Origin of the sequence: Comamonas piscis, from assembly GCF_014109725.1 — a bacterium.
GTDB lineage: Bacteria > Pseudomonadota > Gammaproteobacteria > Burkholderiales > Burkholderiaceae_C > Comamonas > Comamonas piscis.
Genome location: NZ_CP058554.1, coordinates 3,322,060 through 3,334,338, shown reverse-complemented (window position 1 = coordinate 3,334,338; position 12,279 = coordinate 3,322,060). Strand labels below are relative to the sequence as shown.

Below are 12,279 nucleotides of genomic sequence, written 5' to 3'. Positions count from 1 at the left end.
AACTGGCAGGATGCAAGAAACGCCCCTCGGGGCGTTTGTTGATGCGCAGCGGGGTCGCCCAAGGCGATCAGCTGGGCTTCCAACCCTCGGGCACGCGGGGCCGCTCAATCTTGGCCAGCTCGCAGACCACATCGGCGATACCCGAGAAATCAATGCCGCCAAACTGGCTGGCACGGGCCAGGCTAAAGGATTCATGCACGGCGGCAGCCACAGGCATCGGCACCCGGGCGGCATGCGCCGCAGTGACGACCAGCGACAGATCCTTGTGCGCCAGGTCAATGGTGAAGCCTGGCGAGGTGTCGCCCGCCAGCACCTTGTTGGGAAAGTTCATGCGCAACTGGCCATTGGTGGCCGAGGTGCCGTAGAGCACTTGCAGGGTTTTGCTGATGTCGAGCCCAAAGCGCTGCGACAGGGCCAGCGCCTCGGCATTGACCTGGCACAAGGTGATGGCCACATAGTTGTTGACCAACTTGGTGCGGCCGCCCGCGCCGACGGGGCCGCAGTGGTAGGTGGTGGTGCCCATGGCATCGAGCAGCGGCTTTACCTTGGCGAAATCGGCATCGCTCGCGCCCACCATGAACAGGCTCTCGCCCCGGTCGGCGTGCTCGGCCAGGCGCCCCACTGGGGCATCCACTACCGTCATCTGGCGGCCAGCGGCTGCTTTGCTGAGCCGGTCGGTGGCGAGCGGGTCGATGGTGCTCATGTCCAGCAAGATGGTGCCGGGCAGTGCATTGGCAAAGATGCCGTCGGGCCCCTGGGCGATCTGCTCGACCTCGACCGAGGACGGCAGCATGGTGATCACGATCGAGCAGCGGCGTGCAATGTCGGGCACCGTAGCAGCTTCGGCACCGAGTGCCACCAGCGCCTCCACGGCCTGGGTATTGAGGTCGGTGACCAACAGGCTGAAGCCTTTTTTCTGCAAATTGGCGGCCATGGAGCGGCCCATGCGTCCCAGGCCGATAAAACCGATGCTGTCTGTCATGGTGAGGGTCTCCTGCGAAAACTACTAAGTTGGACGAGGTATGGAAAGAGGGCTCAGTACGCGATGTACGCCGTCTTGGTGCTGGTGTAGAAATCGACCGCATAGCGCCCTTGCTCGCGCGGCCCGTAGCTGGAGGCGCGTGTGCCGCCAAAGGGCACGTGGTAGTCCAGCCCGGCGGTGGGCAGGTTGACCATGGCGAGCCCGCTGCGCACGTGCAGTCGAAAATGGTTGGCTGCACGCAGCGAGGTGGTGCAGATGCCGGCCGAGAGGCCAAAGCGGGTGTCATTGGCGGTCACCAGTGCCTCGTCGTAATCAGCCACTTTGATGACGCTGGCGACCGGGCCAAAGATCTCTTCCTGGTTGATGCGCATCGCGTTGTGGCTGCCGGTGAACAGGGCAGGGCGCACAAAGTAGCCCGGGGTGGCAGCTTCCACCGGAGAGCCGCCTTCGACCAGCTCGGCGCCTTCGCGCTTGCCCAGGTCTAGGTAGTGCTGGATCTTGTCGAACTGCGACTGGTTGATGACCGGGCCGATCTGCGTGGCCTTGTCCAGGCTGTTGCCGACGACCATGGCGCGCATGCGCGCGGTGAGCGCGTCGACAAAACGGTCATGGATCCCTTCGGTGACGATGAGTCGGCTCGACGCTGTGCAGCGCTGGCCGGCCGAGAAGAAGGCGCCGTTGAGCGCGCATTCCACCGCCACATCCAGATCCGCATCGTCCAGCACCACCAGCGGGTTCTTGCCACCCATCTCCAGCTGCAGGCGGATCATCTCGCCGATGGCGGTTTGCGCAATGCTCTGGCCCACATGTACGCTGCCGGTAAACGACACCGCATCCACGCCACTGAGCAGCCCTTGCGCGGCATGTTTGCCGCTGCCATTGACCAGGTTGGCCACACCCGGCGGCAGGCCTTGTGCAGCCAGAATGCGGAACAGCGCATGGGCTACGCCAGGCGTGTATTCCGAGGGCTTGAGCACTAGCGTGTTGCCAAAGGCCAGCGCCGGGGCGATCTTCCAGGCGGGGATGGCGATGGGGAAGTTCCAGGGCGTGATCAGGCTCACGACGCCCAGCGCATGGCGGCTGATCTGCACGCCAATATCTGGGCGCACGGAGGGCAGGCTCTCGCCGCCATAGCGCAGGCATTCGCCAGCAAAGAACTGGAAGATCTGCGCCGCCCGCACCACCTCGCCCAGTCCCTCAGCCAGGGTCTTGCCCGCTTCGCGCGAGACCAGCAGGCCCAGGCTCTCCTTCTCCGCCATCATCTGGTTGGCCACGCGCTGCAAAAAGTCCGAGCGCATCTGCGTGGTCGTGTGCTGCCAGGCGCCAAAGGCGGCGCGTGCCGCTGCCACCGCTTGCTGCATTTGCTCGGCATCGGCTGCTGCGTAGTCGCCGACCAGCTCTCGCGTGTCGGAGGGGTTCCAGCTTTGCAGGGTGCTGGCGCCGCCCAGCCATTTGCCATTGATCAGGTTCTCGTTCATGTCTCACTCTCAGGGGATGGGCCGTGCTGCGCAGCCGTTCGGCGCGCAGCACAGGCAGTGGGCCAGGGGAAGCGGGGCCTAGCCCGCTGACTTGAGCAGCGGGCAGGCACCTTCCTTCGAAGGGGCATAGGCCTTGTCGCCGGGGATGGTGCTGACCACCTTGTAGTAGTCCCAGGGCTTGGTCGATTCGGCCGGCTTTTTTACCTGCATCAGGTACATGTCGTGCACCATGGCGCCGTCGGCGCGGATGTAGCCCTTGGCAAACATGTCGTCAATCGGCAGCGACTTGAGCGCAGCCATCACCTGGTCGGGCTCGGTGCTACCGGCCTTTTGCACCGCCTTCAGGTAAGTGGTGGTGGCCGAGTAGTCGCCCGCCTGGAAGGTGGTGGGCATCTTCTTGTTCTTGTCGTAGAAGCGCTGGGCGAAGGCGCGTGAGCCTTCGCTCATGTCCCAGTACCAGCCTTCGGTCAGGTACATGCCGCCGGTGGTCCCCAGGCCCAGGCTGTGGATGTCGGTAATAAAGGCCATCAGCACCGCCACGTTCATCTTCTTGTCGATGCCAAACTCTTTGGCGGTCTTGATGGCATTGATGGTGTCGCCACCGCCATTGGCCAGGCCCATGACCTTGGCGCCCGAGCTTTGCGCCTTCATCACATAGGACGAGAAATCGGAGGTGCTGAGCGGGTGGCGGACGGCGCCCACCACCGTGCCGCCGGTTTGTTTGACAACGGCCATCGCCGCCTGCTCCATTGAGTGGCCGAAGGCGTAGTCCGAGGTGAGGAAGTACCAGTCCTTGTAGCCCTGGCCCACCAGCGCGGCGGCCGTGCCACGTGCCTGGGCCGAAGTGGAATAGGTGTAGCGCACCATGTAGGGCTGGCAGGCTTCTTCGGTCAGCGAGTCAGCGCCTGCGCCGGCGCTGATGAAGACCTTTTTCTTGTCCTTGGACAGGTTGCTGATCGCCAGCGACACGGCCGAGTTGGAGCCGCCGATGATCAGATCCACGTTGTCGCTGTCCCACCACTGGCGCGCCTTCGATGCCGCAATGTCGGCCTTGTTCTGGTGGTCGGCCGAGATGATCTCGATCTTGCGCCCCAGCACCTCGCCGCCAAAATCGGCCACCGCCATGCGAACCGCATCCAGCCCACCTGGTCCGTCAAAGTCGGAGTACAGGCCCGACATATCGGTGATGAAGGCGATCTTGACCTTGTCGGGTGCGGCCTGTGCGCCGGTGGCGAGCAGGGTGGCCACCGCCAGTGCGGCGGCGGTCAGGGGTCCGTGTGCTTTTTTCATGGTTTTGTCTCCTGGAGCTGTTGGACGAAGGGCCTGCGGTGCTCTGTGTCACCTGCTAGGCGCGGGAACTAACGCAGTACAAAGGGGTTGCTGGTGGTCGCTCCACTGTTGATCCAGACCGACTTGGTCTGCAGGTATTCGTAGATGGCGCTCTGGCCGTTTTCGCGGCCCAGGCCCGAATCCTTGTAGCCGCCAAACGGCGCCATAAAGCTGACGGCCCGGTAGGTGTTGATCCAGACCGTGCCCGCCTGCAGGCGTTCGGACATGCGCAGCGCGCGGCCGATATCGCTGGTCCAGACGGCAGCGGCCAGGCCAAAGCGCACATCGTTGGCAATGCGCAGCGCATCGGCCTCGTCGTCAAACGGGATGACGGACAGCACCGGGCCAAACACCTCTTCTTGCGCAATGCGCATACCGTTGTGGACCTGGGTGAGGATGGTGGGCTCGATAAACCAGCCCTTGCCGCATTCGGCGCGCGTGGCCTTGCTGCCGCCCAGCACCACCTGGGCGCCTTCGGCCTTGGCGATGTTGATATAGGCCAGCACTTTTTCGTACTGGGGCAGAGTGGTGACCGGGCCGACCTGGGTCTCCAGACTCATCGGGTCGCCCATACGGGCCGTCGCGGCAAAGGCCACCAGGCGCTCTACAAAGGCATCGTGGATGCTGCGCTGTACCAAAAGCCTTGATCCGGCAATGCAGGTCTGGCCCGTCGCGGCAAAGATGCCCGAGATCGCGCCATACATGGCCTGCTCCAGATCGGCATCGGCAAACACGATGTTGGGGGACTTGCCGCCCAGCTCCATGGAGCTGTGCTTGAGTTGGGCTGCTGCCGCCTGGTTGATGGCACGGCCCGTCACATCGGAGCCGGTAAAGCTCACCTTGGCGACCAGCGGGTGAGCGACGAGCGCGCTGCCCACCTTTGCGCCATAGCCGGTCACCACATTGAACACGCCGGGCGGAAAGCCTGCTTCGTTGAACAGCTCGGCAAATTCCAAGGTCGAGGCCGAGGTGAACTCCGAGGGCTTGACTACCACGGTGCAACCCGCTGCCAGGGCGGGCGCAATCTTCCACGCTAGCAGGAACAGCGGGGAGTTCCAGGGCGTGATGGCGGCGACGACCCCCAGCGGCTCATGCCGGGTAAAGGCGAAATAGCCTTTCTTGTCCAGCGGCAAGGTCGCTCCCTGCACCTTGTCGGCCAAGCCGCCGTAGTAGTGGAACCACTGCGGGATGTACTGCAGCTGGCCGCGCATCTCGGCGAACAGCTTGCCGTTGTCCATCACCTCGGTGCGGGCGAGCTTGTCGGCATCGCGCTCGATCAGCATGGCCAGCTTGCGCAGCAGTGCGCCGCGCTCGGTCGCGCTCAGTTGCGGCCAGGCACCGCTGCTGAATGCCGTGTGCGCTGCCTGCACGGCTGCATCCACATCGGCGGCATTGCCATCGGGGATCTCTGCCCAGGCCTCGCCCGTGTAGGGGTTGAGGGTGGCGATCCATTGGCCGCTGGCCGAGGGCTGCGCCTGGCCGGCAATCTGAAGGGAGTAGCGTTTCATGGCAAAAGGGCATTCGAGGGCTGCGGGCAGCTGGGGGTGGTGCTGGAGAGGGCTGGATAGCGCTGAGAAGGGATGCCGGCCGGCATCCCCTGCCAAAGGCTAGAACGGCTGCAGGCCCAGCGCGCTGCGGAAGCGGTTCTTGATGAAGGGGCCATCGCGCGGCGGCAGTGCGCGCGGTGGCTCATCGGCATGCACAAGGGCTTGCACAAAGGTGGTGGCCTTGCGGGCGTTGATGTGTTCGGCCAGCGCATCGGCTTGCTCCACCGTCTGCAGCTGCTGCACCTGGGCAATACCAAAGCCGCGTGCCACAGCCACCAGGTCGGTGCCCAGGCTGCTATGGCTCCGCTGCATGCCCGTCTCGCCGTAGTGGCCGTTGTCCAGCACGACGATGCTGAGGTTGGCAGGTGACTTGGCGGCAATGGTGGCCAGGCTGCCAATGCCCATCATTTGCTCGCCATCGCCGGTGATGACCACGACTGGCCGCGTTGGTTGGGCCAGCGCGATGCCGAGCGCCACGGAAGAGGCGCCGCCCATGGCACCCCACAAGTAGTAGTTGTGGTCGCGGTCGCCAGCGGCAAACACATCGTAGGAGGCGGAGCCTAAGCCGGTGACGACCAGCGCATCCGGGGTTTTGGCCAGCAGGCGGGCCACAAAAAGGCGGCGGTCCATGGCGTTGCTTGTTTTGGCGGTCTGCATCAGTTTCTCTCCCATTTCTTGCGGCCGATCACGTCCTGGCCAATCAGCACGGCAATACGCGCGCCGGCCATGAAGGCGCCATCCAGTGCGGCGCTGACGACTTCATGTGCGTCTTCGGGGCGGCGCACGCGCATCACATGGATGCCCATCAGCTCCATCGCCGCCTGGGTGGCGCGGCCCATGGGCGCCTGCCAGGGGTTGAACTCGGCGTATTCGCCGCGCATCGTGACGATGGTGAGAAAGGGGATATCGGCGGCGCTCAGCAGCGAGAACATATTCATGCAGTTGCCCACGCCACTGCTCTGCATCAGCAGCACCGCGCGCTGGCCGCCCAGCCAGGCGCCGGCCGCCACGGCCACGCCTTCCTCTTCGGTGGTCAGCACCACATCGGTGATCTCGGGGTCAGCAATGGCGCTCTTGATGACATAGGAGTGGCCGGCATCGGGCACATAGGCCACTTGCTGCACGCCGGCATCTTTAATCGCCTGAAAAATGTCTTTTTGCCAGGGTGGTGGGTTGGGGTTTGCGTTCATCTGCGTTCCGTGGTGTGAAGCTGTTGAGGCATCATAAAATGTGATTAAGTGATTTGAATAATCACAATTTCTGATCTAACCATCACCCAATCTGATCGAGGCTGCAGCATGGATTTCAAGCAACTCAAGGCTTTCTTGACCGTCGCCGACACCGGCAGCGTCACCCGCGCATCGGAGCTGCTGCATGTGGTGCAGCCAGCGGTATCGCGCCAGTTGAAGCTGTTGGAAGAAGACCTGGGCTGCGCGCTGTTTGAGCGCGAGCGCCATGGCATGGTGCTGACCGAGCAGGGCCAGGAGCTGGCCAGCTATGCGCGCCGCGCCTTTGGTGAACTGGAGAAAGCACGCGTGCAACTGGCTGGCACGCATCAGGAGGTGACCGGCCTCGTCACCATTGGCCTGCTGCCCAGCACCTGCGATGTCGTATCAAGCGCGCTGGTGGCCGCACTGGCCAGCCGCTACCCGGGCATCAAGCTGCGCTTGACCGTCGCCTATGCCGGCACGCTGAAGCAATGGCTGGCGAGCGGCCAGGTCGATGTGGCCCTGTTGTACGCGGCCGAGAAGCACCCGGATCTGGTACTGGAGCCATTGATCGAAGAAGCGCTGTGGGGCCTGGGGCCCAAGGGCTGCGGCATCGCGGGCGCCACTGCGGTGCGCATGGCGGACATGGCCGGCCGCGCGCTGGTGCTGCCCAGCAACCCGCATGGCATCCGCCTGCTGGTGGAGCATGCCTGCGCGCTGGAGAACCTGCAGCTCAATATCTGCGTGGAGACCGATGCGCTGCCGGTGCAGCGCAGCGTGGTGATCGACGGCCTGGGCTACACCATCTTGCCGCCGATTGCGGTGGTGAGCGACCTGGCTGCCGGCCGGCTGGAGGGCGCGCCGTTGACGGAGCCCGAACTCAAGCGGGTGATTGCGCTGGCGCATGCCAGCAACCGCAGCATGACCAAGCCGGTGCGCGCCACGGTGGCGGTATTGCGTCAGATATTGGAAACAGCCGTCGCATCAGGCGGCTGGCCCAGCGGCAAATGGCTGGCTGCGACATCGGCCAGTACCAGCCAGGCATGAAAATGCCCGCCGGCCCCAGCAGTAGGGACGGGCGGGCAAACTTTTAGGCGGAAGGGGCTTACTTCAGGTCAAAGCGGTCCAGCTCCATCACCTTGGTCCAGGCGGTGACAAAGTCTTGGACCATTTTTTCCTTGGCTCCGGCCTGGGCATAGACTTCGGCAACAGCGCGCAGGATGGCGTTGGAGCCAAAGACCAGGTCAACACGGCTGGCAGTCCAGCGCTGGGCGCCGCTCTTGCGGTCCTGGCCGACAAAGCTGCCGTCTTCTTGGGCCTTCCATTGCGTGCCCATGTCCAGCAGGTTGACGAAGAAATCGTTGCTCAGCTTGCCGGGCGTGGCGGTCAGCACGCCTTGCTGGTTGCCGGCGGTGTTGATGTTGATAGCGCGCAGGCCACCGACCAGCACGGTCAGCTCAGGGGCGGTCAAGGTCATCAGCTGGGCCTTGTCAATCAGCAGGGCCTCGGCAGGCGCGGCAAAGCGGCCTTGCAAGTGGTTGCGGAAGCCATCAGCCTTGGGCTCCAGGTACTGGAAGGACGCGGCATCGGTCTGCTCGGCGGTGGCATCGCTGCGGCCGGGGTGGAAGGGCACGGTGGTGGGCACACCCGCATCGGCGGCGGCCTTTTCAACACCGGCATTGCCCGCCAGCACGATCAGATCGGCCAGCGAAATGCGCTTGTCGCCATCGGCTGCCTTGTTGAAGCTGCGCTGAATGCCATCGAGCACGCCCAGCACCTTGGCCAGCTGTGCGGGCTGGTTGGCCTCCCAGTCCTTTTGCGGTGCCAGGCGGATGCGGGCGCCGTTGGCACCACCGCGCATATCGGAGCCACGGTAGGTGGATGCGGAAGCCCAGGCGGTACCCACCAGTTCTTGAACCGTCAGGCCCGAGGCCAGCACTTGCGCCTTGAGGCTGGCGACATCGTCGGCATTGATCAGGGGGTGCGTCACGGCGGGGATCGGGTCTTGCCAGACCAGCTCTTCCTTGGGTACTTCCGGGCCCAGATAGCGGCTGCGCGGGCCCATGTCGCGGTGGGTCAGCTTGAACCAGGCGCGGGCAAAGGCTTCGGCAAAGGCCTGGGGGTTTTCCAGAAAGCGGCGCGAGATTTTTTCGTAGGCCGGGTCCTGGCGCAGCGACAGATCGGTGGTCAGCATGGTGGGTTTTTTGTTCGGGCCACCATGTGCATCGGGGATGACATCGGGTGCGTCCTTGGCCACCCACTGGAGGGCGCCGGCCGGGCTTTTCTCTTCTACCCATTCGTACTTGAACAGGTTCTCGAAGAAGAAATTGCTCCACTGCGCGGGGGTTTGGGTCCAGGTCACTTCCAGGCCGGAGGTGATCGCGTCGCGGCCGCTGCCCGACGCATAGCTGCTGGTCCAGCCCAGGCCCTGGGCTTCGATGCCATCGGCCTCGGGCTCTGCGCCCACATGGCTGGCTTCGCTGGCGCCATGGGTCTTGCCAAAGGTGTGGCCGCCGGCAATCAGCGCCACGGTTTCTTCGTCGTCCATGGCCATGCGGGCAAAGGTCTCGCGGATGTCGCGCGCCGCCGAGATCGGGTCGCCATTGCCGTCCGGGCCTTCAGGGTTCACATAGATCAGGCCCATCTGCACGGCGGCCAGCGGGTTTTCCAGATCGCGGTCACCGCTGTAGCGGCTGTTGGGCTTGTCGCTGGAGGCCAGCCATTCCTTCTCTGCACCCCAGTACACGTCCTGGTCGGGCATCCAGGTATCGACGCGGCCACCGGCAAAACCAAAGGTGCGAAAACCCATGGTTTCCAGCGCGACATTGCCGCAGAGGATCATCAGATCGCCCCAGGAAAGCTGGTTGCCGTATTTTTGCTTGATGGGCCAGAGCAGGCGGCGCGACTTGTCGATATTGACGTTGTCCGGCCAGCTGTTGAGGGGCGCAAAACGCTGCTGGGCGCGGCCTGCGCCGCCCCGGCCATCTTGCACGCGGTAGGTGCCTGCGGCATGCCAGGCCATGCGGATGAACTGGGGGCCGTAGTGGCCAAAGTCGGCCGGCCACCAGTCTTGCGAATCGGTCATCACCGCGCGCAGGTCGCGCTTGACGGCTTCGTAATCGAGCTTGTTGAATTCCGCAGGGTAGTCGTAGTCGTCACCGAGGGGGTTGTTGGCCGGGTGGTGCTGGCTGAGCAGGTCCACGCGCAGCTGGTTGGGCCACCAGCTCTGGCTGGTCGTCCCGTTGCCTTGGGCGGCGGTTTCGCTGTTGCGTGCGGCTGCGCCGTGAAAAGGGCACTTGGATTCAGTCGTCATGTGGGGTTCTCCGGTTCAAGCTGACAGGACGCCAGACACCACGAGGGGTATCTGAAAAAGGAAACGTCGATGAATACACCGGTTTCCATGTTTTTTAATTATGAATGCCAGTGCCTGGTCCCTGCGGCTTTTGCTGATTGAATATCCGCAACACGATGATTAATAAAAACCAAGTCGTAGCGGTATATCGCACTGAGGCGTTCCAACCAGGGCCATTGCAAGGGCAGACAAGCGCCATTACAGCATCGGTTTACAAACCGATGCTGTCAGACAATGACTACAAGAATGGGGCTCTTAAGGAGAATGCGCGGGCGCTTGGCCCGCGCCGTGCTCAGCTTTGCACGTTCTTGACCAGGGTGCTTTTGCCAAACAGGCTTTGCACCAAGTCCACCACCAGCTCGGCAGTCTGGTTGCGCAGGTCAAGCGCCGGGTTCAGCTCGACGATGTCGATGGAGCCGAGCAGGCCGGTGTCGGCGATCATCTCCATGCACAGCTGCGCTTCGCGGTAGTTGGGACCGCCGCGCACGGTGGTGCCGGTGCCTGGGGCAATCTCGGGGTCGAGAAAGTCCACATCAAAGCTCAGGTGCAGATGGGTCTGGCGGGGATCGCAGCCGGCCAGCGGTGCGAGGGCGCGCAGCATGGTCTCTCGCATGCCCAGCTCATCGATGGCGCGCATGTCGAACACATCGATGTTGTGGGTTTTGATCAAATGCTTTTCTTGCGCATCGACGCTGCGCAGCCCGATCTGACACAGCGATTGCGGCCCCAGCGCCGGCGCAAAGCCGGCCAGGTGCGTCAGCTCACGCGGGCCCAGGCCGGAGAGGCAGGCCACCGGAATGCCGTGAATATTGCCCGAGGGGGAGGTCTCCGGCGTGTTGAAGTCGGCATGGGCATCAAGCCAGAGCACAAACAAACGCTTGCCGGTATCACGGCAATGGCGCGCTACGGCGCTGATGGAGCCCACTGCCAGGCTGTGGTCGCCGCCCAGCATCAGGGGCATGCGGCCAGCCGCCAGCTCGCCATGCACGGCATCGTGTACGGCCTGGTTCCAGGCGACGGCCTCGCCAAAGTTGCGCAGGTCGCCATGCTCCGCATCGCGCGGCTTGCGCTGGTTGCTGGGGCCTGCCAGGTTGCCCAGGTCGCGCACTTCGCAACCCAGCTCCGCCAAGGCTGGCCCGAGTTGCGCCACCCGCAAGGCATCTGGCCCCATCGCCGCACCCAGGCGGCCTGCGCCAATGTCAGTGGGCACCCCAATCAAACTGAGAGGGGTGGGCGCGTGCAGGGTAGCGGAGGGCAGATCAGGCTGGGATGGCATGGCGGTGGGCTTCGGTAGGGGCAGGGTCAATGCGCTGGGCGGTGGGCGGCAGCAGCAGCCCGAAGAGATTTTTGGGGTTGTCCAATTGTGGCAGCAGGGCCAGCGGTTGCAACAGCTGGTGCTGCCGGGCGAGTGCATGCATGTAGCGCAAAGCGGTGTAGTCCTCCAGTGCAAAGCCGACGGAGTCAAAGACCGTTATATCGTCCTCGTGCTGGCGGCCGGCCTGCTCGCCGCGCAGCACCTGCCATAGCTCGGTGACGGCAAAGTCCTCGGGCATGTGCTGGATCTCGCCTTCGATGCGGCTTTGCGGTGCAAATTCGACGAACACCTTGGCATCCGGCAGGATGGCCGCATCCAGCTCGGTTTTGCCGGGGCAGTCGCCACCCACCGCATTCAGGTGCATGCCGGGCTGCACCATCGCACGGCTGACGATAGTGGCATTGGCCTTGTCTGCGGTGACGGTGGTGACGATATCGGCACCTTGCACCGCCTCGGCGGCGCTGCTGCAACGCTGTATTTGCACGCCGGGCAGTTGAGTTTGCAGGTTGTGGATGAGCTTGTCGGTGGCGGCGGCATCGATGTCGTAGAGGCGCAAGGATTGGATGCCGAGCAGGCGCACAAAGGCCAGCGCCTGGAACTCGCTCTGCGAGCCATTGCCAATGAGCGCCATGGTACGGCTGCTGCGCCGTGCCAGCAGCTTGGCAGCCATCACCGAGGTGGCGGCGGTGCGCAGGGCGGTCGTCAAGGTCAGCTCGCTCAGCAAGATGGGCGCGCCGGTATCGGCCCGCATCAGCGCGCCAAAGGCCATGATCGACGGAATGCCCAACTGCGGGTTTTTGGGGTGGCCGTTGACGTACTTGAACGCAAAGTGGCTGGCATCTGCCACGGGCATCAGCTCCATCACGCCGTCTGGCGTGTGGTGGGCCAGGCGCGCGGTCTTGTCAAAGTCTTCCCAGCGCGAAAAATCCTGCTCCAAGGCGCTGACCAGGCCGCGCAGCAGTTCGGTGAGCCCTATACGTTGGACGAGCAGCACGGCTGCGTCGGTACTTAAAAAGTCTACTTGTCCGGGGTAGTTGGTCATGGTCTTGGCTCCTGGTTTTCGTTATA

At 63.8% G+C, this 12,279-nt stretch carries 10 protein-coding genes; 1 reads left to right on the top strand and 9 read right to left on the bottom strand.

What is annotated here, in order from left to right; all coding sequences use genetic code 11:
- Positions 1-67 precede the first annotated feature (67 nt).
- From HS961_RS15035 to HS961_RS15010, 6 genes are all read right to left on the bottom strand, one after another.
- Positions 68-982, bottom strand: a complete 915-nt coding sequence (locus HS961_RS15035) for an NAD(P)-dependent oxidoreductase (protein ID WP_182323320.1) — start codon at positions 980-982, stop codon at positions 68-70.
- Between the two features lie 53 nt (positions 983-1,035).
- On the bottom strand, positions 1,036-2,460 hold the full coding sequence (locus tag HS961_RS15030; protein WP_182323318.1) for an aldehyde dehydrogenase family protein: 1,425 nt from the start codon (positions 2,458-2,460) through the stop codon (positions 1,036-1,038).
- A gap of 78 nt (positions 2,461-2,538) precedes the next feature.
- Positions 2,539-3,750 (bottom strand): ABC transporter substrate-binding protein, encoded by a 1,212-nt coding sequence (locus HS961_RS15025; protein ID WP_182323316.1) that lies wholly within the window; start codon positions 3,748-3,750, stop codon positions 2,539-2,541.
- A gap of 68 nt (positions 3,751-3,818) precedes the next feature.
- Positions 3,819-5,297 carry an aldehyde dehydrogenase gene (locus tag HS961_RS15020; RefSeq protein WP_182323314.1) on the bottom strand — a complete coding sequence of 493 codons (1,479 nt, stop codon included), beginning with the start codon at positions 5,295-5,297 and terminating at the stop codon, positions 3,819-3,821.
- Positions 5,298-5,396: 99 nt separating this feature from the next.
- On the bottom strand, positions 5,397-5,966 hold the full coding sequence (locus HS961_RS15015) for a thiamine pyrophosphate-dependent enzyme (protein WP_182323312.1): 570 nt from the start codon (positions 5,964-5,966) through the stop codon (positions 5,397-5,399).
- Positions 5,967-5,992: 26 nt separating this feature from the next.
- Positions 5,993-6,526: a thiamine pyrophosphate-binding protein gene (locus tag HS961_RS15010; protein WP_182323310.1), complete on the bottom strand. Its 534-nt coding sequence runs from the start codon at positions 6,524-6,526 to the stop codon at positions 5,993-5,995.
- 108 nt (positions 6,527-6,634) lie between these two features.
- On the opposite strand from HS961_RS15010, the gene HS961_RS15005 reads away from it, so the two are divergent.
- Positions 6,635-7,591: a LysR family transcriptional regulator gene (locus tag HS961_RS15005; protein ID WP_182323308.1), complete on the top strand. Its 957-nt coding sequence runs from the start codon at positions 6,635-6,637 to the stop codon at positions 7,589-7,591.
- A gap of 58 nt (positions 7,592-7,649) precedes the next feature.
- Here HS961_RS15005 and katG read toward each other — a convergent pair whose 3' ends face one another.
- From katG to HS961_RS14990, 3 genes are all read right to left on the bottom strand, one after another.
- Positions 7,650-9,857, bottom strand: a complete 2,208-nt coding sequence (gene katG / locus HS961_RS15000; RefSeq protein ID WP_182323306.1) for a catalase/peroxidase HPI — start codon at positions 9,855-9,857, stop codon at positions 7,650-7,652.
- 331 nt (positions 9,858-10,188) lie between these two features.
- A complete protein-coding gene (rocF, locus tag HS961_RS14995) occupies positions 10,189-11,172 on the bottom strand; it encodes an arginase (protein ID WP_182323304.1) in 984 nt (327 codons plus the stop codon).
- Complete coding sequence (locus tag HS961_RS14990; protein WP_182323302.1) at positions 11,156-12,253, bottom strand: ornithine cyclodeaminase; 1,098 nt, start codon at positions 12,251-12,253, stop codon at positions 11,156-11,158. Before HS961_RS14990 ends, rocF begins: the two co-directional genes overlap by 17 nt.
- Positions 12,254-12,279: the final 26 nt, after the last annotated feature.